Raw genomic sequence first — 24,707 nt, 5'->3', positions numbered from 1 at the left:
ATAGCTCTTTGGAGATAATTGAATATGTTGGTAAGAGACCTTCTGACATCAAAAAAACGTGACATCATCACTACTACTGCCGAAACCGGTATCGACGAGGCGATGGGTTTACTCATCGACAATGCCATTAGCTGCCTTCCGGTTCTGAGCTCAAAGGGCAGGCTCGATGGGATCGTGAGCGACAAGGACATCTTTCGACTGATATTCGAACACCGGACCGACTTCAAGAACTACAAGGTCAAAGACGTAATGACCTCTGATCTACTGGTCGGATTGCCGGGGGATGATGTGAACTATGTAGCCGGCATGATGATGAAAAACCGTATTCGCCACATTCCGATTGTTGAGCGTGACAAACTGTTGGGTCTGGTATCGCAAAGCGACATTGTCAAGACTCGCATTAAACGCATGGCTGTTGAGAACCGTTATCTGAAGCTTTACTTCGACGGCGACTATCCGGGGTAGCACAATACCCCGTCATGTCGGACTTGATCCGGCATCCAGTTCCGTATACTCACACTTCCAACAAAAACACAGTTTAGGTAGGTCGAAACCCCTGGTCCGAGGGACCGCCGAAGGCGGGTTTCGACACTTTTTTACTTGACACCGCTAACGCAATCTATTATACACCAATTGCAATGAATAGTGCAAGACTGACAATGAAGGAATTACGCGCCTTGGCCTTCGTAAGGAACACTCTAATGCACAGTGGTAAGCCCCCGTCAATTCGTGACTTACAACGACACCTAGGGTATCGTTCACCAAGAGCCGCTGCGTATGTTCTAGAACGACTTGAGACAAAAGGATATATCAATAGGCCGCGCCGTGGGGAACTTACGGTTCTTGAGGACATCGTTGATAATGAAGAGAACGCCCAAACGGTGTCCATTCCGCTCGTAGGCAGTGCACCATGCGGCACCCCGGTGCTTGCAGACGAGAATGTGGAAGCGATGATTCCGGTGTCGGCACGCTTGCTGAAGTCGGGACAGAGATACTTCATGCTAAGAGCGATAGGTGATTCGATGAACCAGGTTGGAATAGAGGACAGGGAACTCGTCTTGGTTGAACAGCAGCCGACTGCCCAAGACAGGAATATCGTTGTGGCAATCGTCGATGGAGAGGCAACAATCAAGGAGTTCCATCGCCAACTCACGAAGATAGTGCTGCACCCGAGGTCATCCAACCCGATACACCAACCAATAGTTTTAACACAGGATTTTCGGATCGCAGGTATCGTGAAACATGTCATTAAGAACAGATAGGAGGTTTGATTATGGCAAAAAAGAGTATTCACATCACACCGTTAGGTAAGAATTGGCAGGTCAAGCGGGCCGGGTCGAGTAGACCAATATCGACCCATCTTACCCAGGCCGCCGCAGAGAATGCGGGTCGCCCAATTGCGCAGAAGGACAAGACCGAGTTGTTTATTCACAATCGCAAAGGGCAAATACGCGATAGAGACAGCTACGGAAACGATCCGTTTCCTCCCAGGGACACTAAACACTAAGGAGACCGACACATGAGTTATCTAGCCATGTGCACCTTTGACTTGAAAGGTGCAGATAAGCAAGACTATCAGAAGGCATATTCTGAACTCGCGCTGATAGGCCTAGCAGGAACGCTAACATCCGACGGGGGCAGGTCGGTACAATTACCGACAACAATGGTCGCTGGGAAGTTCGACTCGCCCAATGTTGCACAACTCAGGGACTATCTGACCGACAAGATTAAGCGCGCGTTTACTAAACACGGTCTTACATCTGAGATTTTGGTACTTGCGGGTGGAGACTGGGGGTGGGGTCACGGAACAACGTAATCAGGTGTCTCAAGCAATTTAGAGTGCTCTCGCATGTAGGCATTTGTCTCATGTGGCCGGCGTACGTCCTCGTGCGCCGACTACACCACGCTTGCCATGTGCCACAGGATCGAAAACCTTGCGGCTCCGATCCCCCTACACTTCCAGAACGTCGGCTTCCTTCGCCTCAAGTAGGGCGTCCACCTGAGCGGAGTACTCACCGGTCATTTTCTGAACCTCATTGAGGCCGTCCCGTTCCTGATCTTCGGAAATCTCTTTGTCCTTCTGAGCCTTCTTGATATGATCGTTGGCATCGCGCCGGATATTGCGAATAGCAATCCGACCCTCTTCGGCCAGGTTGTGACAGTGCCTGACCAGTTCTTTGCGGCGCTCTTCATTGAGGGCCGGCACCGGGATGCGAATGATCTGACCATCCACTACCGGGTTGAACCCAAGGTCGGCTTTTTGAATTCCTTTGACGATCTCGCCAACCGTTCCTTTGTCGAACGCCTGCACCACCAATAACCGAGGTTCCGGCACGGTGACAGTGGCCACCTGGTTCAACGGCATGCTCGCTCCATACGCTTCGACCGTGACGGTATCCAAAAGATGCACTGTCGCCTTGCCGGTGCGAACGGCGCCGAACTCACGCTGCACCGACTCCACGCTTTTGGCCATCCGCTCTCGTGATTCTTTGTAAATTGCATCCAGCATAATCGAACTCCCACTTTAGATTGCTGCCTAACAGATCAGCGTACCCACCTCTTCCCCCACCACCGCTCTTTTTAGATTGCCCGGTTTGTTGAGGTCAATAACTCTGACCGGGATTTCATTCTCCATCAGAAGTGATACGGCTGTGGAATCAATAACCTTCAGTTCCTTTGTCAGGATATCCATGTATTTCAGCCTGGGATAAAACTCCGCATCGGGGTGCTTTTTCGGGTCGGCCGAATAGACGCCATCGACATTGGTGGCCTTGATCATAACTTCGGCGTTGATCTCCATGGCCCTAAGCGAGGCCGCCGTATCGGTGCTGAAAAACGGATTACCGGTGCCGGCCGCGAAAATCACCAATCGACCTTTTTCCAGATGACGCACCGCCCGCCTTCGAATGTACGGCTCGGTGAACGCCTCTATAGCCACCGCCGACATCACTCGTGTGTAGCAGCCCAGCTTTTCCAGAGTATCCATCATGGCCAGCGAGTTGATCACAGTGGCCAGCATGCCCATCGAATCGGCTGTGACCCGATCCATACCCAACTGCGAGGCCGACAGCCCCCGAAAAATATTGCCGCCACCGACGACAATGGCCGTCTCTATTCCAAGATTCTTTATTTCCGCTATCTGCGAACAGATCGACTGTACAGTCGCCGTATGAATTCCCACCTGATCAGGACCGGTGAGAGCCTCGCCTGAGATCTTTATCAGAACCCTTCGAGTCGGCGTTGAACTGTCGTCGGGGTCCATGCTACTCGCCCAGTCGGAACCGGCTGAATCGTTTGATCTGGATATTCTCGCCCAAAGTCCCGACTTTTTCCTTGAGAAGATCAGCGATTGTCTTGTCGTTGTCTTTCACGAAGGCTTGTTCCATCAAAACGATTTCAGATATGTATTTTTCGATCTTGCCGTCAACGATCTTATCAACGATTTTCTCGGGCTTCCCTTCGTTGAGAGCCTGCTGCCGATATATCTCGCGCTCTTTTTCGATCAACGATGAGTCGACATCGTCACGCTCAACACACAAAGGAGCAGCGGCAGCCACATGCATGGCGATGTCGCGAGCCAGACCCTTGAAATCATCCGTGCGCGCTACAAAGTCAGTTTCACACGCAACCTCCACCATCACACCAAGTTTGTCACCGGCGTGGATATAGGAGGCGATCAGCCCTTCGGAGGTACTACGTCCGGAGCGCTTGGCCGCCTTGGCGATTCCCTTTTCCCTGAGAACTTTGACTGCTTGCTCGAAGTCACCCTCGACTTCAGAGAGCGCTTTTTTGCAGTCCATCATGCCTGCTCCGGTTTGTTCCCGAAGCTCTTTTACCATTTTCGCATCTATTTGCATTTCTCGTAGCCTTTCGGTGTCTATTCGGTCGGGTCGGTGGGCGGAGCGTCGTCCGGTTCTTCGGAGGTGTAAACAGTGGGCGCAACTTCCCGAACCTCTTCGGCGGCCGCCTCAACGGCCTCGCGAGTCAAACCGGTCTGGGTCTCCACACTGGCATCGACCAATTGTCGGATCAGAACCCGGATCGATTTAATGGCGTCATCGTTGCCCGCGATCGGAAAATCGATCGGATCGGGATCTGCATTAGTATCAACGATACCTACAATCGGAATACCGAGTTTGACCGCCTCGGCCACCGCGATCTTTTCTTTGCGCGAGTCTACCACAATCATCAACCCAGGCAGCACGTTCATCTCTTTGATGCCGCCGAGAACCTTGTTAAGACGGGCGGCCTGGTTTTCGAACCTGGCCCGCTCTTTCTTGGTGAATTTCTCTGCCCGTCCGTCGGCTTGCATTTGCTCGATCTCTTTGAGCTTCTTGATAGAGTTTTTGATGGTATCGAAATTGGTCAACATACCGCCCAGCCAGCGTTCGGTGACATAGAAAGCACCGCAGCGCTTGGCTTCTTCCAGTATTACCTCTTTGGCCTGTTTCTTGGTCCCGACCATCAAGATACTCCGACCGCGCCCGATCACCTCGGCCACTTTTTTCTTGGCCACCTCCAGAGCATTGACGGTCTTCTGAAGATCAATGATGTAAATACCGTTGCGGGCGGCAAAGATGAACGGCTTCATTTTGGGGTTCCAGCGCCGGGTCTGATGACCAAAGTGCACCCCAGCTTCCAACAATTCCTTGACTTGAGCAGAAATCATAGCGAATCCTGATAAGATAGTTATTCTTTGCCCGGCGTCATCCCCAACCGAAACCCGCAGATTGCGGGACCATCGGTCAAGTCGGCCTGAGCTGTTTATTTCCCTGGACACCCAGGGATACAGAACTCCAGCTTAACGCTTGGAGAACTGGAATCGTTTACGCGCTTTTGGTTGACCGTACTTCTTTCGTTCCACTTCGCGCGGATCGCGAGTCAGCAAGCCATGCTTACGCAGAACGACACGGTTGCTTTCATCCATGACAAGCAGCGCCCTGGCCACGGCCAAACGGATAGCACCGGCCTGTCCACGAATGCCGCCGCCTCTGGCTGTGCATCGAATATCGAAGCTATTTTGGTGTTCTGTTACCAAAAGCGCTTCTTTGGCATGCGCCACAAGCGTCTCGCGACAAAGGTGATCAACTACGTCTTTGCCGTTAACCGTGAATATGCCTTTACCAGGCTTAAGTACGGCGCGCGCCACCGCTTCTTTACGACGTCCGGTGGCTGAAAAATTATCCTGTCCCATTTGCCTCTATCGGTTATAGCTCTATTTTTTCCGGTTTCTGTGCATGGTGACGGTGCTCCGGTCCGGCGTAGACGTGCAGCTTCTTGAGCATTTTACGTCCCAACCGGTTCTTCGGCAGCATTCTCCGCACGGCCAGCCTGAAAGTATCTTCCGGCTTCTTCTTCATCTTCTCGGCGAAGGTGGTCTTTTTCAAACCGCCGGGGTAACCCGAATAATGGTAATAAGCCAATTGCTCAGGTTTCCGGGCTCCGGTGACCTTGACGGATTTGGCGTTTATCACCACAACATGATCGCCGGTATCCAGATGCGGAGTGAAAGTAGGTCTGTGCTTACCTCTCAGAATTGTCGCAACCTTGGTGGCGCAACGACCCATGATGACGTCACTTAAGTCTACAAGCCACCATTTGCGGCCATTCGGATCTACAGTCGGTACAAAAGTCTTCATTAATAAACCTAGTTATTCTTTACCTTTTCAAAACCAGACAGACGAAGAAAATACACTTATTCCTGAGCTTGTCAACATAATCTGAAAAAAAAATGCCCGTCAGCCGGCCTGTCCTTAGAGTATCGACCTATGATTCAAAATGTTTACCTGTAGCCACTTAACCATGCGCCTGGCTCTGCGGGGGCGGGCGATGAGTCCCAGGCCAAGCCAACCCCGGCTCAGACTGGGCACCCACTAACCTCATCCTGAGCGAAGTCGAAGGATGAACCACCACCGGGTGGTCGCCTCAAGCCTTGCCCGTTGCGAGTGATGCAGTCTTGTAGGGTGGGTCCGTCTTCGCCTGCGCGCCGCGGCGTGGACCCGCCAAGCTTGAGGGTGCCACCCGACAAAGCCAAGCAATGTACCCGGCCTTCTACAACTTACCGACCAAATCAAGACCCGGCTTGAGTGTCTCAGCACCCGGTTTCCAATTCATCGGGCAGACCTCTCCCCCGTGCTCACGGACGAACTTGGCCGCCTGAAGCTTGCGGATAAGCTCATCGGAACTGCGGCCGATCGAGTTGTCGTTGACCTCATACGATTTCACGATACCGTCGGGATCGATTATAAACGTACCGCGAAGGGCCAGGCCGTCTTCTTCGATCATGACGCCATACTCGCGACTGAGGCGTCCGGTCGGATCGGCCAGCATCGGGAACTTGATCTTACCGATGGTTTCCGAACTATCATGCCAGGCCTTGTGCACAAACACAGTATCAGTCGAGGCTACCAGAATCTCGGCGCCGAGTTCCTGGAAGGTCTCGTACTTGTCGGCCAGGTCACCCAGTTCGGTCGGGCAGACAAATGTGAAATCGGCAGGGTAGAAAAACAGCACGACCCACTTGCCACGATGATCATTAAGATTAACACGGACGATATCGTTGGCCTGATACGCCTCCAAATCAAAATCAGGGGCGGGATGATTGATCTGTACCATTGTTGCTTCTCCTTTGTAAATACTCTTCTTCAAAATTCGTTTGTCTCCTCGTAGTCCCAAGACCCCTGGATTTGCTGTCAGTCGATTCGGCAATAAAAACGAGAGGTCTTCAGGTACGATCATCAGTGACCGATAACAGAAGAAACAGCTAAACGCACAAAGAGTTCACAAAAAACTGCTATGGAAAAGTTTTTAGCGCTATTCGAAAATGCAATCAAGAAACAGGCGGAACTGGTGGGTGAGGAGATTGCTTTTCAACAGGCCAAGAAAGCCGGGCTGGGCGTCTCGCCGGAAGGGCATATTGTCAGTTGCACCGGCCATCCTCAGTTGGTTCTGTTGAGGTTGATCAAGTACTTTACGGCCGGCGGCAACCTGTTGGCCCTGGTCGAATGTATGGCCCTGATAAACGAACTGGTGGGCAACGAAGTCAATGTAGTTGAAGACGGCCAGGCAGCCAAGGCCGAGCAACTGCAACCGACCGAGCATTAAGCCTGTGGCTTTTTGAGCTTCAGCTTATAACGCTTGTCAAACCTCCTGCCCTTGGAGCACACGCCACAGGAGGCCATTCTAAGTCTTTTCTGACGGGGGTACTCGCGGGAGCAGTGCGGGCAGACGTACAGATACCTGGGCGGCTTGCGCAGCGAGGGGTGAGATTTGGCCCGGACCGAGGCGCCTATCCGCTTCGCCTCCCTTTTGAATTCAGCGTCGTGCCGAAAGTGGCGGATGTGGATCATCTCATGTTTCAGCGTATCGGCGATTTCGTCCGGGAACAACTGGTGATACTTGCGTCCGATCCGAATCAGTCGCCGCCCAGGCGTATAAGAACCAGCCGAAGACATGCGGGTTGAGTATTCGATCTGCACTTTAGGTAGGCGACCTTCGAAGTAGATCCAATTGAACCGATCAAACATCCGATAAAGCTCTTCGAGTGTCGGCAAGTCGCCAGCGACTTCTGTGGTCGGCAAGTCTACCATCCGTTCGGCAACGGCCTCCTCACGAATCCGGGTATAAAGAGTTGCCGGAGCCGGCAGGGTTAGGGACTCCACTTGAAAGAGATCATAATTGAGCGCGGCCTGCGCTTTTTGTTGAGACTTGTTGCGGCGCATATCTGATCGTTCCTGTTGTATCTATTGATACATATCGGCAGGCCGGGAATCAACTTCAAAGGTGTAGAATCGGATGCCCTGGGGCCGGATTCCGGCGATGCTGCCTACACAAAAAACAATCGTGCTCCTCGGTTATCGGGAGCTTCTGACCGGTGCAACTGTTTCAGCCCGACCTCAGCAAAAAGCGACACCTGACGGTCATCTTTCTCGGCCGTACTAAATAGCAGTTTGTCAAAACTGAATTCCTCCTCGAACCAATAGAGCAGTTTTTCAAGCAGTACGCGGTCAAGATTCTCCGCCAGCCGCGATTGACGGACCCAAAAACTCGCCCAGGCGATATGCTCTACACTCTGTGCGTGGTGTACGTCCTCGTGCGCCACATGATTGTCAGGCCGTGCGGAGTCGAGGCCGGTACGCACAGGGGCATCTTCCGCCCACAAGGCCGTTGACAAAGCGGCACGAACTGTTTCGCCGAGCGGTTTGATATACAGACAACCAAGGCACTCGGTCGCGGCGGGATTCAAAACTGTATAAGTGAAAGCGACTCGGTCGAAATGTTCAGACTCATGCCGCGCCAGGTCGGCGGCGTTTTCTTCGATAGTAAAACTGTCGCTCGGCCAGTCGCTCAGACTCCACCTACGAAGCAGTTCTTTGCTCTCCATCACTGCACCATAATCCAACTCAAGATGTCTGGTACTCAATGGCTCAAGAACCATGTTCTGACTTATCAATCCAACCGGAACCGGCTCATCTTCGGGGTAGAACACTCTTCACTTTTCCTTCCTGCCACCGGGCTTGACACCATTGTCAGTGATGAAACTCGTAACCAGCGCCAACGGTGTCACATCGAAGGCCGGCGAGTAGACATGCGCATCGTCAGGTGCCGTGCGATCTCCGAACCCTTCGGTCACTTCGTGGGGTGATCGCTCCTCAATCACAATATCATCACCGGTTTCTGTTTCGTCATCGAAAGTCGAGGCCGGCGCTGCGACATAGAACGGCACATCATGATGTTCGGCCAGTACCGCCAGCGAGTATGTTCCGATCTTGTTGGCAAAGTCACCGTTTTTTGCTATCCGGTCGGCTCCCACAATAACATGATTGATCTCGCCCTGCTTCATGAGCATCCCGGCCGTGTTGTCGCAGATCAGGGTTACATCAATTCCCGCCCGCATCAACTCCCACACGGTCAACCGCGCACCTTGCAACAGCGGACGGGTCTCATCGGCGTACACTTGCATCTTCTTCCCTTGATCGTGCGCCGTGTAAATCACACCGAGAGCGGTGCCGATCCCGCCCGTAGCCAGCGCACCTGCATTGCAATGAGTGAGTATGGCGTCTCCATCGTTGATTAGTGTCGCTCCATGTTTGCCTATCTGCCGACACATGCTGCGGTCTTCCTCGTGGATTGCTTCGGCCTCCGCCCACAATGCACTGAGGGTATCGTGGATTTCTTCCGTCGGCAATTGACTCGCTTTGTTAAGCATACGATCAACCGCCCAAAACAGATTGACCGCGGTCGGGCGTGAGTCCTTGAAGCGCCGGGCAACCTCCTCCACAAACTCAGCATCGAAACGACCGGTCTGATGCACGGCCAGGGCCATACCGTAAGCCGCCGCGATTCCGATGGCCGGAGCGCCCCGCACATCAAGGCACTTGATCGCCTCAACCACGTCACGATAGTCCTCAAGTTCGAGGTATTTTTCCTCAGCCGGCAAGCGTGTTTGGGCCAGGATCACTACCTTGTTGTCTTGTCGTCTGATGGTCGAGAAGTTCATAGATGCCTGTTTGTTCACTCTCCGATTATCTGTACGATCAACTGCCGGTTGCGACCACGGTTATCGAATTCAAGAAACACTACTTGCTGCCACGTACCCAGGGTGAGAGTTCCATCGACAAAGGGCACCGTTATATCCGGTCCGATCAAGGCGGCACGCAAATGGGAGAAGCCGTTGCCGTCGTGCCATGTCTCATCGTGATGGTAACTCCGATCGGACGGGATCAGCTTTTCCCAAAACTCCGGGAGGTCTTGCAGCAAACCGGGTTCGTATTCTATCGTCGTCAAACCGGCCGTTGAGCCCGGCACGAAGACGGTCACGGTGCCATTGGAAACGTCCGATGCAACTACCGCTTCGCGCAACTGCGGCGTGACGTCGATTATATCGCCGGCACCCCGGCTGGTAAGAGTGATTTCTTTGCTTACTACCATTAGCTTGAACTTTACGGTGCAGCCCTGCAATTGTCAAAGTTAATTTGCGCCGCCATCTGTCTTGCCGGACTTGATCCGGCATCCATCTTCATTGACTGCGACGGGTGGCCGTCTCAAACCTTGTTTGGGAAGGGACAACGAGAAGAGCCACCCCCAAACCGAGTTTGAGGGTGCCACCCGAAAACGGGCACAATACCGTACCGTGCGTGGCAGATGTCCACATCTGCCAACTCTGTCACCCCGGCGAAGGCCGGGGTCCAGCCCATTCATGCCGAGCGCAGTCGAGGCATGAGCGCAGCATATTCGGGCACCTTTTCTTGAATAGGATTGTTTAACCACAAAAGGATTTCTTCGGGACTCAGTCGCGATAGCATTGGAAGCTGATAGCGATTTGTCACGAGAGCCACGGAAGGTCTTATAACCGCGTGTTTTTGAGAATGTAGTAACCTCTCTGCGCGGGTGTTCACCGGGGTAGAAGTTGAGAGCTATCCCGGTGTTTTTTTGTGTGGGCTCTTCTTGTAGGTCGAAACCCCTGATCCGAAGGATTCGCGGAGCGAGGTTTCGACAACCTTGTATTGAGTGGAGTTGAAGGGTGATGAAGATTATCGACACTTCCCACAGCAAGCTGTGGGCCACCTGCGGTTTCGACACTCGCGTAGCGAGAAGAACAGGGCGTGACCCTGTGTCACCCGGAACTCAACCGTAGAGTGCTTCATTATTGTTGACAGCATGGAGCGCGAGGTGTCGGGCAAGATTTCGCGCTTGACACCTGAATCTGAGCCGTTATAATTGAGACTGAATTAGCCGGAGGGTTGTGTGCTCGCTATTGCATCGTTCGCGGATATTGAACCACGATTCTCTCTGTTATGCAAGCATTCGATGACAAATGGATGAGGTGCGCCAGTGACCTTGTTGGACAAGTTCGTACAGTTTATTCGCATTGGGGCTGTTCTCGTCACACTCGTCCTGTGGACACCCCTCGGTCTCATCTGTTGGGTCCCACTCATGATCAGAACGATTGCACTTTTCACCAGTATGGTCATGGTATCATCCTTCAGCCGAAATGTTGACATGGAGGCAGCACAACAGAAGCTTAGCTTCGCAATCGAGTTCTACATATGGGGTTTCCAGAAAATCCTGGAAGTTGCGAGACAGCAGAAGGCTGGAAACATCCAACTTCGAAACGCCATCCAAACCAGTTTTGTGCAAGAACTGAAGGTGCTAATCGCAAACCTCATATACACAATTCTATTTTGGTCGGGCATAATTGTGTTGCTGTTTTGAACCCAGTCTTAGCGGTTCGGTCTCACCTTGCCCGAACCTGAAGAAGATCTATTGAGATTCAGAACCGTACGCCAGACGGTTCCATTGTCCAGACCGGCATGTCTCAGCGTCCACAAAAGAAAGTCAGAAGCACAAAGTTCCTGACCTACAAGACTGGACCCCGGATCAAGTCCGGGGTGCCACAAAAACGGCGGGTCCGAAAACGGACCCACCCTACAAGAAAAGATGGACCCCGGCCTTCGCCGGGGTGACACTAAATCAAAACCACTTCGGGACGGCTTTGTGGCCGTAACTCAAAACACCGGCGCTGCCCTCGGCTTGGATGCGACGGAACTCCATCCGCACCTCCATGCCGATCTTGACTTCGTCGACATTGCAGTCAGTCATCTGTGCCATCAAGCGCGTACCATCGGTCAGTTCGACAATGGCCAGCGCGTAGGGCCCTTCATCGCCCCACTGCCCCGGCGCAATGCGAATGACCGTGTAGGTAACAACCTTGCCGATGTCGGGCAGCCGAACGATTTCCTGTTCGGTGTCACCCGTTACCGGCTCGACATCGCGCGGCGGATAATACGTCTTGCCGCTCTTTTTGAATTTCGACGCTTCCAGACGGTAGCGCTGCGGGAACTCCCGCCAACTGCGCGAGCTAAACATAGTCATTACGCCACCTCCATGATGTGAACAACGGAAGACGCGCCGGAGCCGCCCATGTTGTGAGTCATTCCGACCTTGGGCGAGCCGGGGATCTGTCGCCCACCTTCGGCTTGTCCGGTCAACTGTTTGAAAACCTCGATAGCCTGAGCCACACCGGTAGCACCTACCGGATGCCCCTTGCACTTGAGTCCACCGGATGAGTTAACCGGGAACTTGCCGTCCAGCGCCGTCTCGCCGGCCAGAGTCGCCGGACCCGCTTTGCCCGGTTCATACAAACCGAGTGATTCGAGAATGACCAACTCGGAAATCGTGAAACAGTCGTGCACTTCGGTAAACTGTACGTCGGAGAGTTTCTTACCGGCCATCTTGAACGCCCGGTCGGCTGCGATCGTGGCGGCCTTGATCGTGGTCATGTCATCACGCTGGGCCAACGCAATTGTGTCGGTAGCGACACCGGACCCGATGATCTTGACGTATGGCTTGCCGAGCTTCTTGGCGATCTCTTCGGTGGTCACTATAGCGGCCGCGGCACCGTCGGTGATCGGTGAACAATCCAGAATGTGCAGCGGATCGGCCACCATAACGGAGTTCAACACGCCTTCGACAGTAATCTCAAACGGATACTGCGCGACCGGATTCATTGCACCGTTGTGATGGTTCTTCACCGCAACGGCGGCCATCATTTCACTGGTCGTGCCGTACTTGGCCATGTGGGCGTGCGCCATCATAGCATACAGACCGGGGAATGTCGCGCCGTGGAACACTTCGTACTCCTGATCGGCGGCGCCGGCCAGGGCAGCCGTGGCGCCGTCGCCGTCAACGTCGGTCATTTTCTCAAGACCGGAAGCCATGACGATATCGGACACACCGGAACCGACTTCGATAAAGGCCGCACGCAATGCCATACCACCCGATGCACAAGCCGACTCGACCCGCATCGCGGGAAGTCCGGCCATGCCGAGATAGTCGGCGCAGATAGCGCCAACATGCTCCTGCTGCGCGAACAAGCCGCCGGACATACATCCGACATAAAGCGAATCAAGGTGATCCACGCCGGAGTCCTTGATCGCAGCGGTGGCAGCGTCAACAAACAACTGCCTAAACGAACGACGCCATACTTCTCCCCACTTACTCATGCCGGCGCCGACGATACAAACATCTCTCATCGTAGAATCACCTCCTTAATAGTTCTTTTTGATTTTGTGACGGAACTTGGCGTAGGTGCCGTAGTCGATATAAGTCACGTTTTCATCCAACAGTTTGTGCGTGCGCACGGTCAGATCGCGCACTTCGTTGATGCGGTCGGTCACTTTCCAAATGAAAGAATCCGCACCGGCGCCGGAACCGTAAGAACACATGAAAATCATGTCGCCCGGATCGGATACGTCAAGCGTGGCCGACAGCCCTATCGGCGATGCACCCGAGTAGGTGTTGCCCAACCGAGGCGCAAGCCAACCCGGATCGATCTGTTCCTGCGTAAACCCGAGTTCGCGGGAGACGCGCTGTGGGAACTTACCGTTCGGCTGATGGAAGATCGCGTACTTGAAATCGGCCGGTTTCATGCCCGACTTTTTCAACAACGCATTCGATGCACCCTTGGTAGTTGCAAAGTATGCTTCCTCACCGGTGAACCGTCCGGCGTGCTGCGGGTAGAACTCATGTTCACGCCGCCAAAAATCCGGCATGTCGGTCATGTATGAATGCGTGTCGACACATTCAGCGATCAAGTTTTCTTTACCCATAATGAAGGCGGCCGCACCTGCGGCAGCTGAAAACTCAAGCGCGTCCGACGGCGCACCCTGCGACGTATCTGCCGCGATACCAAGAGCGTAATCCATGTGCCCGGCATCGACGTGACTCATGGCCACGAACATGGCTTCCGAGCCCGCTTTGCAGGCAAACTCAAAATCGGCGCAATGAATGTCCGGTGTTGCGCCAATCGCCTCGGCCACCGTGGTGCCTGACGGCTTGACCGCATACGGATGCGATTCCGAGCCGATATAGATGGCACCGATATCTTTCGGGTCGACATTCTGCGCGCGAATCAGAGCGCGGCGCGTTGCCTCAACCGAAAGTGTGATTGTGTCCATGTCCGGCGGCGGGACCGATTTCTCCCGCAGCATCAGACCTTTCTTGTAGCTGGGGGCGTCCGCTCCCCACACCTTGGCGATCTCTTCGACCTTGATCCGGTGTCGGGGTACATGGGCGCCGTAGCCGACAATTCCTGCCATACGAAACCTCGTTTCTCTATTGTTAACTCATCTTGTTTTTCATCCAGCCTCATCGAGGCTCCCGTCAAGGGCCGGTATGATAATTACAAATACCGGCGGCATCAAGTATTCGATCCAACTTTTTGGCCTGTCGTCTACAACGAATACGCACCGAACCAGACTTGATCGACCTCCCTTTCCAGGCACGGCTGGCACCCTCAAATCCGGTTTGGGGGTGGTTTTCGATATCCGCCCCAAACAAGGTTTGAGACGGCCACCCCACGCAGAAGTCGCATAGCGCTAAGGGCAAAAAGTGATTTATCACCGGTACCCCACGCAGAGGCTTTGCGTCGGGTGGGATCATCGGCGTCCACAGCGGAACCCACCTGTCGCAAGGCTTTAGAGGGCGTACCGTGGCCAGTAGACGTCCCTGTCTGCCCCTACTCGCTGTCTGGTGCACCTGTGGGCGGCGGAGACAAGCTCCGCCGCAGCCCAATTGAAAACGCAGAGTTGACACGTGTCATGCTGAGCGCAGTCGAAGCATGAGTCCTTATCTCGTAGGGCAGAACCGCTTCTGGTTCTGCCGCAACCCGATGGCGGAACCGCTAATCCGCCACGGCGGACGCCCTACGGGATCAGCGACTGTGAACCACCTGCTCGGAGATGCCGATACTATGAGAATGAGACTGATCTGGGCAATTCTGGTTTTCTTGTTCGTTGCGTCAGGACCGGCATACGCCGATCAACACTTCACGCTCGACAGCAACACGGCGTTCTTCGAAGGTGTCAACCTGGCCTATGTCTTTAACCCGCCGCCGAATATGAAATTGATCACAGAAGAGGCCAACGATGATGGCTACTCCTTTGCATTTATTGCAGAGACGGATGAGTACAAAGACGCTGGTGCTCTGGTCGGCGTAACGATCTTCACTTTGGGTACGAACGCTTTTGATTCTGTGGTCACTGCCGACACCGCTGCCATTCGCGAACACTATGGCGGCATGTTAACAATCACACCCGTTGATTCTGTGACTGCGTTCGATGGGTCTCTACTGCCGACGTTTTACATTGATGATGATACCCGTTTCATACCGACCGTGATGGTTTCATATTTCGATGGCGGTTCCGAGATTGTCCTTTTCGAGTTATCGATCAGCGCGAACGGTCTTCCCCGTTTTCTCGCCGAAGGCTTATTTTCCAGCTGCATCCAACACTTCAAAGCGCTTGTCAAAGGGGAGTTAGAGACGAGTGAGGCGGGGCCGTAGGCTAAGGTCCGCGTGCTAAAACGCTGGTGCATATTAGTTATTCTCGAGAAAAGCTCAGGCTAGGGAGCGTAGATGAACAAGTGGTAGCGACATCTTCCGAGCTGGCAGACTGTCAATACTAGTAGCCTCGGGTAGGTGAGCAAAAGATGATCCGGCGCCGGCATAAACAGTATTTCCAAAGATGTTTGCCTCAGCAGAATGGGTCGGTGTTGGAAACACAAAATCATTCGTGCCTCTTGTCGCCACGAATATCAGCCTTCGTCGCATTTGAGGCGTGCCATAGTCTGCCGCTAGTAACTCCAGATGCTTCACTTGGTACCCGATTCCAGCGAAAGCCGAGTTTATCTCCAGAAGAACGTTGGAGCTTTTCACCTGTCTCAACCCATACACATTTTCCAAGATTACTACTTCCGGATTCAGAATGGAGACGTGCTCGATATAATCTCGATAAAGCTGTCCCAACGGATCGGTTGTTGCCTTCTGTTTCCCAGCCACACTGAAAGGCTGACAAGGTGGTCCACCAATAACCACGACTGGGTTGCCTCCCATGTGATCTAGGACCGCTTCTCCTGAGAATTTAGTAATATCACCGAGAAAGAAATTCCAACTAGGGCGGTTGACTTCGATTGTATTCCCGCAGGCCTTGTCAATATCCGTGGCAAACTCTGTCCTGAATCTTACTAAGCCAGAAGATACGCGTTCGAAACCAAGGTCAAGTCCCCCAGCTCCACAAAAGTAGGAAGCGATCGCAACATCACCGACAATTCCTCTCCCTTCCAAGAACTGTGCAACCGAACGAGCCAATGCCTCTGCAAGATTGACAGGAACCGCGTTTCCTATCTGATGGTGAACTTCACCTAGACTGCCAACGAAGACCCAATCATCTGGAAAGTCTTGAAGACACGCAGCCTCCCTGGGCGTTATGTATCGATCCTCGACTGGATGAACAAACTTGTTAAAGACATATGCCGTGACTGTGAGACTTGGCTTGTCCATTTCGAGGCGCAGTAATCGCATGTTAGGACCACCGGTCTTCTTGGAACCTGTCCGTATGAAGCTCTCGTGTTGAAGATGTTCTGGTAAGTCCCCCATCTTCCCACCCGGAGCCAGATGCTTGATACGCTCAAGCACAACTCCACTATATTGCCGTGTGATGTGATTATGGATCATACAAGGTCGTTTCTGAGGAAAGCATCCTCTAGGGCAATAATATAATCAAAGGGGCGCTTCAAATCATCTTCCTGACACTTATAATGTCCAGATTTCTCTTTTACAAACGAAGCTTCATATCCCCAATATATGTCGTAGAATGGTTCGACATAGTCCTCGCCGTGCCGGTACGCCGGAAGATTGGAGATCAATGCCGTTTTAATACCATATTTGGCAAACCGGCGATTAGCATCTACGCTCAGCTTGAAAGTTTGGTATATTCCTTTCTTGATGTCGTCCGTCCGATCCATGCCAGCACTTGTCTTGGAATCACTTACAGACTCTCGAGCTGGCCAGTCAAAATCCTCCTTTGCATTCTTTGGTGGATGTCCGGATGCGTTGGCAACATAATAATACTTGGAGCCTCGATCTCTTTTGATATAGGCTTCTCGTATCTGTTGCCAGGTCTCAACAAAGAGATCGACTTTACTTCTGTTGCATTCCTCCACGATGAAGTTGACAGCAGAACAAAATGGCCAAAGATCATCCTTCGGTCTTCCCAACGGGATGAGTTCTTGACAATGCATATAGAGAGCACTATCGAGGTCTTGAATCTGTGTTCGTGTGAGCTTGTTGGGAGTCGCATCAGATTGCCTTGTGGGGCTGGAGAGTAGAAATGGAAATGTTGTAAGAGGGGAAGCTTTTACTTCACATAGAATCGTCCGGCCATCGGCATGCCTCAGTACAGCATCTGCGCTTCCAACGCCCCCAACTGCCCTAACTCTAGTGAGATTAGGAAAGACCAATTCAATGAATCGCAGGACAATTTCGCTTGTCAATTTACCAATTGCGCCCGACTGTGGTTTTGCTGCTTTCTGATAGAACCATGCACCTTTCTCTATGAACAGGGGTGCACACAGGTTTATGAACCCAAAGTGCATCGAATAGGGTGCAGGCAAACCTTCATAAACCTTGAAATGCCTCTGAATATCAGAAATGGTGTCGACATAGGCCAGGCTCATGAGAAAGTCAAACGCGAATGCACAATGTGTTTCACTCTTCCCCTTCGCCCATAATATCAGCCTATCTGCATGTGGTTTCCAAGGATAGGCCATAAGTGGTTCATTACCTACCTGCCCTTGAATCAAGTCTTCTGTTAAGTCACTCATTACAGTCCTTTCTCACTTCCCAATATAACACTATTCAAGTCCTTTTCATAGCGTCATTCGAGCACCAGTATCACATACTTACCCCTCCCACTCTTCAAGAACCTTCCTCTGCTCGTCCGTGATTGTCTCAGGTATCTCGACGTCGATGCGAACATAGCAGTCGCCGGTCTTGTTGCCGACTGCGAGGCCGAGACCTTTCAATCGCATCAGTGTCCCCGGCTGGGTACCCGGTCTGAGTGTCAAGGATACTCTCTTTGTCAATGTCTTAACGCCAACTGTGGTGCCAAGGATAGCATCTTTGAACGACACTTTCACTTTAGTGTATACATCGTTTCCCTTGCGTTCGAAATCTTTATCCGGCATGACATTCACCGTTATTATGAGGTCGCTGTTTTGTCCTGTGTATGGATCGGGCTGCCCCTGACCACGCAGACGAATCTTACCGCCGTTATTGATCCCGGCCGGTATCTTGACTTTGAGCTTGCGGCCGATTGGCTGAAGCGTTAATTCACGCGTGGTGCCCTGCACCGCTTCCATGAATCCAATCGCCACCGATGCTTCAAGGTTCGGTACGCCTTGCTGGTTTTGTTGTCTTTGTTGGCGGCCACGCCCTCTCTTCGGTCGTCCGCCGGTGGAAAAACTGAACTCGGCACTTCCACCTCCCCCACCACCGAACAGCGAGTTCAGAATATCCTCAAATCCGTCCAGGCCATCAAGACCACCGGAACGAAAGGTCTGAAAACCGCCGCCCCGCGGACCACCCTGCCGAAAGAACTGTGAAAAGTCCGCCTGTCCCCCACCGCCGGCACCAGCGCCGGTGAAAGCACCATACTTGCGCATGGTGTCGTACTCTTGTTTCTTCTTCGGATCGGAGAGCGTCTCGTATGCTTCGGAGATCGTCTTGAACTTGTCTTCGGCCGCTTTGTCGCCATGGTTACGATCGGGGTGGTATTTCATGGCCAGTTTGCGGAACTGCTTTTTGATCTCATCGGCCGAGGCCGAGTCGTTCACGCCGAGTATGTCGTAGAAATCCTTGCTCACAGATTCATCACAATCCTTTTGTCACTCCTCGTAGGGCAGGTCTGTCTTCAGACCTGCCACCCGGTCAAGCCGGGTCTTTCTATCGGCGGGTTCACGCCGCGGCGCGCAGGCGAAGACGGACCCGCCCTACAAGTTCGTTAGCAGTGTACCGGTTCAACGTCCTTCGGTCAAGCGACGGTTCATGGTTCGACTCCGCTCACCATGAGGCAGGGTGGCCCACCAATCTGTGAGCAGCATGGGTCTTCATCCGCTCCTTGCCGCCAGTCGTGAGCCACCCGTCTGTTAACGGGCGCGCGAAGCGCCAAAGACACATTTATGTGTGCTTCACCTCCTCGAACTCAGCATCGACAATGTTCTCATCGGAGCCAGAGGTACCGGATGCGCCGTTGTCACCTGCCTGCGATGTTTCTGCCGACGGTCCCGGCTGCGCCTGTTGATACATCTCAGCCGACGCCTGCTGCCACAACTGGTTCAATGCTTCGGACGAGGATGCTATCTCGGCGTTATTGTTCGACTCTAACGCCTGTTTAACCCGGTCGGTAGCCGCTTGAAGTTTTCCCTTGTTGTCATCGGAAAGTTTGTCACCATACTCCTTGAGCTGTTTCTCGCTCTGGAAGACAGCCTGGTCGGCCTGGTTGCGGGTTTCTACATGGCGTTTCTTTTCCTTGTCATCGGCCTCATGCGCCTTGGCGTCATCAATCATCTTGTCAATGTCCGCCTCGGACAGGCCGGAGGATGCCTCGATACGGACGTTCTGTTCCTGACCGGTGGCGAGGTCCCTGGCCGAAACATTGAGAATTCCGTTGGCATCGATATCGAACGTCACCTCAATCTGCGGCATGCCGCGCGGCGCCGGTGGTATTCCGGCCAGCGCAAACCGCCCGATAGATTTGTTATCTACCGACATTTCACGCTCACCCTGAAGGACATGGATATCAACCTGCGGCTGGTTGTCCGCCGCGGTCGAAAAAACCTGCGCCTTTTTGGTCGGGATAGTAGAGTTGCGTTCGATCAGTCGAGTCATCACGCCGCCAAGAGTCTCGATACCCAGCGACAACGGGGTAATATCGAGCAGCAGGACGCTCTTGACATCGCCTGAGAGCACGCCGCCCTGAATAGCGGCGCCCAGGGCCACCACTTCGTCCGGGTTAACGGAACGGTTCGGTTCGACACCGAAGAACTCTTTGACCAACTCGCGTACCTTTGGCATCCGCGTCATACCGCCGACCAGAATTACGTCATCGATTTGGTTGATCTTGAGATTGGCGTCGGTCAACGCCTGTGCGACCGGTTTCATCGACCGCTGCAAGAGATCATCCACCAACTGTTCGTATTTGGCCCGGGACAGCATGATGTTCAAGTGCTTCGGACCGGAAGCGTCGGCGGTCACGAACGGCAGATTGATAGTCGTCTGCACTGTTGAGCTCAGTTCGATCTTGGCTTTTTCGGCCGTTTCTTTCAGACGCTGGAGCGCCGTCGGGTCCTTGGACAGGTCGATACCGTCGGACTTCTTGAACTCGTCAACCAGCCAGTCGATGATATGCTTATCGAAATCATCGCCGCCGAGATGGGTGTCACCGTTTGTAGATAGAACCTCGAAAACTCCCTCTTGAAGTTCAAGGATGGAGATATCAAAAGTCCCGCCACCGAGATCGTAGACAGCCACTTTGCCTTTCTTCTTCTTGTCCATACCGTAAGCCAGGGCGGCCGCGGTTGGTTCGTTGATGATTCGTTTGACATCCAGTCCGGCGATCCGCCCGGCGTCTTTGGTCGCTTGACGCTGGCTGTCATTGAAGTAGGCCGGAACCGTAATCACAGCTTCTTTGACGGCGTGGCCAAGATACTCCTCGGCCGTTTTTTTCATCTTGGACAGAACCATGGCCGAAATCTCGCTTGGGGCATGGTCGCTGCCGCCCATTTCCACGACCGGTTCGCCTTTGCCGTTGGCTTTCACTTTGTATGGGTAGTTCTTGATCTCTTCGCGCACTTCGTCGAATCGTCGCCCGAGAAAGCGCTTGATAGAAAACACTGTGTTCAGCGGATTGGTCACTGCCTGACGCTTGGCCACCGTGCCGACCAGTCGTTCGCCGTTACTATTTATCGCAACCACCGACGGGGTCGTGCGACCACCCTCTGAGTTGGCGATTACAGTCGGTTCGTTTGCTTCGATAACGGATACCACACTGTTGGTGGTCCCAAGATCGATTCCGATTATTCTCGACATAACATTACCTTTATTCCTTTCGCACAGAAGGCCGACTCGAACGAGCCGGCCTTCTGATTCTTGTCACTTCGTTCAGTCATACCGGCTGTGCGGTTCAACCTACCTTGACTTCGATCTCTTTCGGCTTGGTCTCCTCCTTGCGCGGAAGCGTTACTTCCAGCAAGCCGTTCTTGTAGTCGGCTGCGACTTTTCCGGCATCGTAGTTGTCCGGCAGGGTGAACGAGCGGCTGAACTTGCCGAAGCTGAATTCGTTGCGGACAATGCTCTGGCCGTCCTCGGTGGATTCGGACTTGCGTTCACCTGTGACGGTGAGGACACCATCAGTAACGGTGACTTTGATGTCACCCTTTTCGAGACCGGGAACTTCAAAGGTTAGCGAGACATCGTTCTCAGTCTCGACGATATTGACCCTCGGCGTGAACTCGTCGGCTTCAGTTGAGGTGTGAGCCTGGCTGCCAAACAGTGAGCCAAATACCCGATCCATCTCTCTGGCCATCCGGTTGTGAGCTACTAAGTACGTCATTTTGAATCTCCTTTCAGTTTGCTTTTTTCTTTTGTCGCTGCCCATTGTATATGCAAGCCGCGTGCCAACAGGCATAAATGCCCATCTGTTAACACGTTAATGTTTTAGCTCAAACCCGACGCCACAAAAACCTGCCATAATGACGCGCGCCGAATGCCGTTCTGGCGGGAGTTGTCTGCCAGTTCTGAGGCCGCACTGCCTAATCGACAGATGGTTTGTGATAAGAGCCTGAGCCATAAAAACTGAGTGCTTGCGTGAATTGTCCGTCAGCTACATTATGAGAACATGCCCGGCTACTACGATGAAAAACTGTCCGCCGACCGGCTCAGGCGATGTTACGACATGGCGCCACCAAGAGTCGTGCAATATCTAAAGGCCGAAGTCGAGCATGTGCTGGGCTCTATCGGTTCTCAATCCACGGTCCTGGAACTCGGGTGCGGCTATGGACGAGTGCTCAATCGCCTGGCCGAGAAAGCAACCCACTGCCTGGGCATCGACACATCGCGGGGCAGTTTGTCAACGGCGCGTGAATTGCTGGAACAACAATCCAATTTGCAACTGGCTCAGATGGACGCGGTCGACACGGCCCTGGCCACCGCCAGTTTCGATGTCGTCGTTTGCATCCAAAACGGTATCTCGGCCTTCCACGTTGACCAAAGAGCACTCATGCAAGAGGCTGTTCGAATCACCAGGCCGGGTGGAGTGGCGTTGTTCTCTACCTATGCCGAGCGCTTTTGGGAACATCGGCTGGAATGGTTCGAGGTGCAGGCAAAGGCCGGGCTGCTTGGAGAGATCGACCACGATGCCACCGGCGACGGGGTGATCGTGTGTAAGGATGGATTCCGGGCGACGACAGTCTCCCCCGATCAATTCCGAGTCCTGACCTCAGGGCTCGATGCGGGAGTGAAGCTCTACGAAGTGGACGAGTCGAGTTTGTTTTGTGAGATTAGGGTGTGAGTGAACACAGAGTCTAACCTCTCACCCTTCGACTGCGATCAAGGTCATCAAGATGACGTAAGCTTGTGGTGGACGAATCTTCGGACTCGGCCACGAAGACCCACACGATCATAAAAGTACGAGAAGATGGATTCCTGCCTACGCAGGAATGACAGATTCGAGAAGCCCGCCCTTCGACTACGCTCAGGACGGTCCTTCGGACCAGGGGTTCCGACCTACTTGAGATGGTTTTTCAACGTGGCACACGAGGACGTACAGCACCCACGAAGAACTTGAGAGACACTCCAGGAGTATCAAGAGTGACTCATCACCTCATGCTGAGCGGAGTTGAAGCACGGGCAAGCCTGTCTCTCGCGCTTCGCGCGCCGTTGTTGAGTGCCACTCACAACAGCCTCATGCTGAGCGGAGTCGAAGCACAGGCAAGCCTGTCTCTCGCGCTTCGCGCGCCGTTGTTGAGTGCCACTCACAACAGCCTCATGCTGAGCGGAGTCGAAGCACAGGCAAGCCTGTCTCTCGCGCTTCGCGCGCCGTTGTTGAGTGCCGCTCACAACAACCTCATGCTGAGCGGAGTCGAAGCACAGGCAAGCCTGTCTCTCGCGCTTCGCGCGCCGTTGTTGAGTGCCGCTCACAACAACCTCATGCTGAGCGGAGTCGAAGCATGAAACCACAACTTGTCATTCTGGCGAAGGCCAGAATCCAGTCTTCGAATTCGGAACTAGATCCCGGATCAAGTCCGGGATGACAGAGAAGACGCGCGAAGCGCAAAAGCCATTTATGGCCGCGAAGCGCAAAAGCCATTTATGGCCGCGTAGCGCAAAAAGCCATTTATGGCCGCGAAGCGCGTGGAAACGACTTGTCGCCTTGCCGCTATGGCTCCAGCAACTCCTGGATCGCTTTGTTGATCGGAGAGTTTTTGGAAAACAGTTTATGTGTGCGCGACATGCCGTCCCGGTATTCCTGAATCGAATTGATGGCGTCCTCACCTCCGATACTCCCCAGCGCCTTGATCACGGCCAGCCTGATGTCGTCTTTGGAAACACCCTGGCCGACAATTCGCGACAACTCATCGTCGCAGCCTAACAGCTTGATCAGATAGGCCGTGGCATCGGAGCCACCCATCTTTCCAAGAGCAAAGACACAGCGTGCCGATAACAGCGGATGCCGCCGCGCGACATCGATAAACAACGGCGCCGAATCGGGCCGTCCAATAATGCCGGCCGCTATAACCGAGCTTTCACTGATTTCCTGATCGCGGTCATCGGCCATGACGATTAAAAGATCGCAGGCATCATCGCCGCCTATCTTTTCGAGTGAACGGACGATTTCCCGGCGCACCCGGATATCATTATCGTTGATGCGTAGGCGTAGTGCTGCCACACCCTCCGGGTCTTTCAGCGACCCGAGGACAAAAACGGTGTTGCGAATCACGTACCATCGAGCATCCGGTAACTCATGGCGATCCGATTGACGTTCGAACATAAGATCATCGGCCATGATACGCGCAAAGACTTTCAGGGACGACTTTCCCAATTCGGCCAGTATCTTCAATGTTTGTTGACGTATCTGGCGCACCGGGTGCGAAATTATATTGGCCAGAGCCAGAGCCACTTCTTCGGTTGCCACCGCCACCAGTACTTCCTGAATCGAGACGGCTGTTTCATGATCGCCCGTTATCAGGTCATCGACCAGGGCGCTGATGACTTCGGGACGATTTATATTTGAGAAAGCCTGTTTGACAGCCATGGAGTCGTAGATTGTAACCGTGTCCGCGAATCGACGTCGGGTTGCCATCGATTCCGTCAATCGTGCGACCATATCGTATCTGCGCGAAGTCATCCCTTTCTCAATCAGTCGCCAGATAACCTCTGAGAATTCATACGTCTCACACTTCTTTTCCAATCGCTCGATCACCCGACCGACAACAGCATCACAGACCGACGTGTCGGAAACAATGTCAAGGGCTTCCAGTGCACCTTCCATCATGGCCAAAGCGTTCTGTCGGTGTTTCGGTTGCGGCGCCTCCAGCATATCCATCAACTGGCCGACAACCTGAATCGCCTTGCCTCGCTGGCCGGTTTTTAGCAAACGCGAGAAACTGTTTGAGAACTCCTTGGAATCCGGCGATTCACCGTCCTCATACAGAAGTCGCACAACCAACTGATCTATGGCCTCCCCGACCTCCAATCGTATCGCCTTGAACGGCGCCATGTCTTGAGCCGACGATCCATCCTCCTCCGATTGTGAAGCGCTGAAGTCATCCAGACCCTCCAGAATCTTGGTCCGATCCGGATGGTAGCCGGT

The 24,707-nt window shown here is 53.4% G+C and carries 27 protein-coding genes; 7 read left to right on the top strand and 20 right to left on the bottom strand.

Translation table 11 applies throughout. The annotated features are described in order from the left end of the window. The first annotated feature begins 24 nt into the window (after positions 1 to 24). The 3 genes from OEV49_10580 to OEV49_10570 all read left to right on the top strand — a co-directional run bounded on the left by OEV49_10580 (position 25) and on the right by OEV49_10570 (position 1,507). Complete coding sequence (locus tag OEV49_10580) at positions 25 to 465, top strand: CBS domain-containing protein (GenBank protein ID MDH3891517.1); 441 nt, start codon at positions 25 to 27, stop codon at positions 463 to 465. Between the two features lie 194 nt (positions 466 to 659). Continuing rightward, entirely contained in the window at positions 660 to 1,262 is a 603-nt protein-coding gene (gene lexA, locus OEV49_10575; GenBank protein ID MDH3891516.1) for a transcriptional repressor LexA, read from the top strand. Positions 1,263 to 1,273: 11 nt separating this feature from the next. Further along, a complete protein-coding gene (locus OEV49_10570) occupies positions 1,274 to 1,507 on the top strand; it encodes a DUF2188 domain-containing protein (GenBank protein ID MDH3891515.1) in 234 nt (77 codons plus the stop codon). A gap of 444 nt (positions 1,508 to 1,951) precedes the next feature. On the opposite strand, the gene frr is transcribed toward OEV49_10570, so the two are convergent. The 7 genes from frr to ahpC all read right to left on the bottom strand — a co-directional run bounded on the left by frr (position 1,952) and on the right by ahpC (position 6,615). After that, positions 1,952 to 2,509: a ribosome recycling factor gene (gene frr, locus OEV49_10565; protein ID MDH3891514.1), complete on the bottom strand. Its 558-nt coding sequence runs from the start codon at positions 2,507 to 2,509 to the stop codon at positions 1,952 to 1,954. A 27-nt stretch (positions 2,510 to 2,536) separates the two neighbouring features. Further along, positions 2,537 to 3,262, bottom strand: a complete 726-nt coding sequence (gene pyrH, locus OEV49_10560; GenBank protein ID MDH3891513.1) for a UMP kinase — start codon at positions 3,260 to 3,262, stop codon at positions 2,537 to 2,539. 1 nt (position 3,263) lies between these two features. Continuing rightward, on the bottom strand, positions 3,264 to 3,857 hold the full coding sequence (tsf, locus tag OEV49_10555; protein ID MDH3891512.1) for a translation elongation factor Ts: 594 nt from the start codon (positions 3,855 to 3,857) through the stop codon (positions 3,264 to 3,266). A 20-nt stretch (positions 3,858 to 3,877) separates the two neighbouring features. Then, complete coding sequence (rpsB, locus tag OEV49_10550) at positions 3,878 to 4,669, bottom strand: 30S ribosomal protein S2 (GenBank protein MDH3891511.1); 792 nt, start codon at positions 4,667 to 4,669, stop codon at positions 3,878 to 3,880. Between the two features lie 132 nt (positions 4,670 to 4,801). Next, positions 4,802 to 5,194, bottom strand: coding sequence for a 30S ribosomal protein S9 (rpsI, locus tag OEV49_10545; GenBank protein ID MDH3891510.1), 393 nt, complete (start codon positions 5,192 to 5,194; stop codon positions 4,802 to 4,804). 13 nt (positions 5,195 to 5,207) lie between these two features. Further along, on the bottom strand, positions 5,208 to 5,639 hold the full coding sequence (gene rplM, locus OEV49_10540; protein MDH3891509.1) for a 50S ribosomal protein L13: 432 nt from the start codon (positions 5,637 to 5,639) through the stop codon (positions 5,208 to 5,210). 412 nt (positions 5,640 to 6,051) lie between these two features. Further along, positions 6,052 to 6,615 (bottom strand): alkyl hydroperoxide reductase subunit C, encoded by a 564-nt coding sequence (gene ahpC / locus OEV49_10535; GenBank protein MDH3891508.1) that lies wholly within the window; start codon positions 6,613 to 6,615, stop codon positions 6,052 to 6,054. A 180-nt stretch (positions 6,616 to 6,795) separates the two neighbouring features. Here ahpC and OEV49_10530 point away from each other — a divergent pair, with 180 nt between their 5' ends. Continuing rightward, complete coding sequence (locus OEV49_10530) at positions 6,796 to 7,104, top strand: hypothetical protein (protein MDH3891507.1); 309 nt, start codon at positions 6,796 to 6,798, stop codon at positions 7,102 to 7,104. Here the strand turns inward: OEV49_10530 and OEV49_10525 are convergent. The 7 genes from OEV49_10525 to OEV49_10495 form a co-directional block, all read right to left on the bottom strand. Beyond that, on the bottom strand, positions 7,101 to 7,721 hold the full coding sequence (locus OEV49_10525; protein ID MDH3891506.1) for a SprT-like domain-containing protein: 621 nt from the start codon (positions 7,719 to 7,721) through the stop codon (positions 7,101 to 7,103). The genes OEV49_10530 and OEV49_10525 overlap by 4 nt on opposite strands. Before the next feature lie 104 nt (positions 7,722 to 7,825). Continuing rightward, positions 7,826 to 8,488, bottom strand: a complete 663-nt coding sequence (locus OEV49_10520) for a hypothetical protein (GenBank protein MDH3891505.1) — start codon at positions 8,486 to 8,488, stop codon at positions 7,826 to 7,828. A gap of 3 nt (positions 8,489 to 8,491) precedes the next feature. After that, positions 8,492 to 9,499, bottom strand: coding sequence for an S-methyl-5-thioribose-1-phosphate isomerase (mtnA, locus tag OEV49_10515; protein MDH3891504.1), 1,008 nt, complete (start codon positions 9,497 to 9,499; stop codon positions 8,492 to 8,494). 14 nt (positions 9,500 to 9,513) lie between these two features. After that, positions 9,514 to 9,930 (bottom strand): secondary thiamine-phosphate synthase enzyme YjbQ, encoded by a 417-nt coding sequence (locus tag OEV49_10510; protein ID MDH3891503.1) that lies wholly within the window; start codon positions 9,928 to 9,930, stop codon positions 9,514 to 9,516. 1,542 nt (positions 9,931 to 11,472) lie between these two features. Further along, entirely contained in the window at positions 11,473 to 11,874 is a 402-nt protein-coding gene (locus OEV49_10505) for a Zn-ribbon domain-containing OB-fold protein (GenBank protein MDH3891502.1), read from the bottom strand. Beyond that, positions 11,874 to 13,034, bottom strand: a complete 1,161-nt coding sequence (locus OEV49_10500) for a thiolase domain-containing protein (protein ID MDH3891501.1) — start codon at positions 13,032 to 13,034, stop codon at positions 11,874 to 11,876. The genes OEV49_10505 and OEV49_10500 overlap by 1 nt, the downstream gene beginning before the upstream one ends. Before the next feature lie 15 nt (positions 13,035 to 13,049). Beyond that, entirely contained in the window at positions 13,050 to 14,099 is a 1,050-nt protein-coding gene (locus OEV49_10495; protein MDH3891500.1) for a hydroxymethylglutaryl-CoA synthase, read from the bottom strand. A 653-nt stretch (positions 14,100 to 14,752) separates the two neighbouring features. Here OEV49_10495 and OEV49_10490 point away from each other — a divergent pair. Beyond that, positions 14,753 to 15,343, top strand: a complete 591-nt coding sequence (locus OEV49_10490) for a hypothetical protein (protein MDH3891499.1) — start codon at positions 14,753 to 14,755, stop codon at positions 15,341 to 15,343. Positions 15,344 to 15,397: 54 nt separating this feature from the next. Here the strand turns inward: OEV49_10490 and dcm are convergent, their stop codons facing one another. From dcm to OEV49_10465, 5 genes are all read right to left on the bottom strand, one after another. Further along, entirely contained in the window at positions 15,398 to 16,474 is a 1,077-nt protein-coding gene (gene dcm / locus OEV49_10485) for a DNA (cytosine-5-)-methyltransferase (GenBank protein ID MDH3891498.1), read from the bottom strand. A gap of 35 nt (positions 16,475 to 16,509) precedes the next feature. Then, the gene (locus OEV49_10480) at positions 16,510 to 17,661 is read right to left on the bottom strand and encodes a hypothetical protein (protein ID MDH3891497.1); all 1,152 of its coding nucleotides are present in this window, start codon (positions 17,659 to 17,661) and stop codon (positions 16,510 to 16,512) included. Between the two features lie 78 nt (positions 17,662 to 17,739). Beyond that, on the bottom strand, positions 17,740 to 18,702 hold the full coding sequence (locus OEV49_10475; protein ID MDH3891496.1) for a J domain-containing protein: 963 nt from the start codon (positions 18,700 to 18,702) through the stop codon (positions 17,740 to 17,742). Positions 18,703 to 19,015: 313 nt separating this feature from the next. Beyond that, complete coding sequence (gene dnaK, locus OEV49_10470; GenBank protein ID MDH3891495.1) at positions 19,016 to 20,926, bottom strand: molecular chaperone DnaK; 1,911 nt, start codon at positions 20,924 to 20,926, stop codon at positions 19,016 to 19,018. Positions 20,927 to 21,020: 94 nt separating this feature from the next. Further along, the gene (locus OEV49_10465) at positions 21,021 to 21,449 is read right to left on the bottom strand and encodes an Hsp20/alpha crystallin family protein (protein MDH3891494.1); all 429 of its coding nucleotides are present in this window, start codon (positions 21,447 to 21,449) and stop codon (positions 21,021 to 21,023) included. A gap of 285 nt (positions 21,450 to 21,734) precedes the next feature. Between OEV49_10465 and OEV49_10460 the strand changes: the two genes are divergently transcribed. Both OEV49_10460 and OEV49_10455 read left to right on the top strand, forming a co-directional pair. After that, a complete protein-coding gene (locus OEV49_10460) occupies positions 21,735 to 22,406 on the top strand; it encodes a class I SAM-dependent methyltransferase (protein ID MDH3891493.1) in 672 nt (223 codons plus the stop codon). A 299-nt stretch (positions 22,407 to 22,705) separates the two neighbouring features. Then, complete coding sequence (locus tag OEV49_10455; protein MDH3891492.1) at positions 22,706 to 23,068, top strand: hypothetical protein; 363 nt, start codon at positions 22,706 to 22,708, stop codon at positions 23,066 to 23,068. A gap of 205 nt (positions 23,069 to 23,273) precedes the next feature. On the opposite strand, the gene OEV49_10450 is transcribed toward OEV49_10455, so the two are convergent. Then, positions 23,274 to 23,885 carry a HEAT repeat domain-containing protein gene (locus tag OEV49_10450; GenBank protein ID MDH3891491.1) on the bottom strand — a complete coding sequence of 204 codons (612 nt, stop codon included), beginning with the start codon at positions 23,883 to 23,885 and terminating at the stop codon, positions 23,274 to 23,276. Positions 23,886 to 24,707 lie beyond the last annotated feature (822 nt).

The organism is Candidatus Zixiibacteriota bacterium (assembly GCA_029860345.1).
Lineage (GTDB): Bacteria > Zixibacteria > MSB-5A5 > GN15 > FEB-12 > JAJRTA01.
This window is presented reverse-complemented; position numbering and strand designations above follow the sequence as displayed.

Excerpts from the sequence above, each read along its gene's own strand:
- rplM (MDH3891509.1), bottom strand. The coding sequence starts at position 5,639 with ATGAAGACTTTTGTACCGACTGTAGATCCGAATGGCCGCAAATGGTGG.
- OEV49_10510 (MDH3891503.1), bottom strand. The coding sequence starts at position 9,930 with ATGGTAGTAAGCAAAGAAATCACTCTTACCAGCCGGGGTGCCGGCGAT.
- lexA (MDH3891516.1), top strand. The coding sequence starts at position 660 with ATGAAGGAATTACGCGCCTTGGCCTTCGTAAGGAACACTCTAATGCAC.
- OEV49_10465 (MDH3891494.1), bottom strand. The coding sequence starts at position 21,449 with ATGACGTACTTAGTAGCTCACAACCGGATGGCCAGAGAGATGGATCGG.
- tsf (MDH3891512.1), bottom strand. The coding sequence starts at position 3,857 with ATGCAAATAGATGCGAAAATGGTAAAAGAGCTTCGGGAACAAACCGGA.
- OEV49_10480 (MDH3891497.1), bottom strand. The coding sequence starts at position 17,661 with ATGAGTGACTTAACAGAAGACTTGATTCAAGGGCAGGTAGGTAATGAA.
- mtnA (MDH3891504.1), bottom strand. The coding sequence starts at position 9,499 with ATGAACTTCTCGACCATCAGACGACAAGACAACAAGGTAGTGATCCTG.
- pyrH (MDH3891513.1), bottom strand. The coding sequence starts at position 3,262 with ATGGACCCCGACGACAGTTCAACGCCGACTCGAAGGGTTCTGATAAAG.
- OEV49_10495 (MDH3891500.1), bottom strand. The coding sequence starts at position 14,099 with ATGGCAGGAATTGTCGGCTACGGCGCCCATGTACCCCGACACCGGATC.
- ahpC (MDH3891508.1), bottom strand. The coding sequence starts at position 6,615 with ATGGTACAGATCAATCATCCCGCCCCTGATTTTGATTTGGAGGCGTAT.
- OEV49_10570 (MDH3891515.1), top strand. The coding sequence starts at position 1,274 with ATGGCAAAAAAGAGTATTCACATCACACCGTTAGGTAAGAATTGGCAG.
- OEV49_10450 (MDH3891491.1), bottom strand. The coding sequence starts at position 23,885 with ATGTTCGAACGTCAATCGGATCGCCATGAGTTACCGGATGCTCGATGG.
- dnaK (MDH3891495.1), bottom strand. The coding sequence starts at position 20,926 with ATGTCGAGAATAATCGGAATCGATCTTGGGACCACCAACAGTGTGGTA.
- OEV49_10490 (MDH3891499.1), top strand. The coding sequence starts at position 14,753 with ATGAGAATGAGACTGATCTGGGCAATTCTGGTTTTCTTGTTCGTTGCG.
- OEV49_10460 (MDH3891493.1), top strand. The coding sequence starts at position 21,735 with ATGCCCGGCTACTACGATGAAAAACTGTCCGCCGACCGGCTCAGGCGA.
- OEV49_10530 (MDH3891507.1), top strand. The coding sequence starts at position 6,796 with ATGGAAAAGTTTTTAGCGCTATTCGAAAATGCAATCAAGAAACAGGCG.
- rpsB (MDH3891511.1), bottom strand. The coding sequence starts at position 4,669 with ATGATTTCTGCTCAAGTCAAGGAATTGTTGGAAGCTGGGGTGCACTTT.
- OEV49_10500 (MDH3891501.1), bottom strand. The coding sequence starts at position 13,034 with ATGAGAGATGTTTGTATCGTCGGCGCCGGCATGAGTAAGTGGGGAGAA.
- OEV49_10505 (MDH3891502.1), bottom strand. The coding sequence starts at position 11,874 with ATGACTATGTTTAGCTCGCGCAGTTGGCGGGAGTTCCCGCAGCGCTAC.
- rpsI (MDH3891510.1), bottom strand. The coding sequence starts at position 5,194 with ATGGGACAGGATAATTTTTCAGCCACCGGACGTCGTAAAGAAGCGGTG.
- frr (MDH3891514.1), bottom strand. The coding sequence starts at position 2,509 with ATGCTGGATGCAATTTACAAAGAATCACGAGAGCGGATGGCCAAAAGC.
- OEV49_10525 (MDH3891506.1), bottom strand. The coding sequence starts at position 7,721 with ATGCGCCGCAACAAGTCTCAACAAAAAGCGCAGGCCGCGCTCAATTAT.
- OEV49_10580 (MDH3891517.1), top strand. The coding sequence starts at position 25 with ATGTTGGTAAGAGACCTTCTGACATCAAAAAAACGTGACATCATCACT.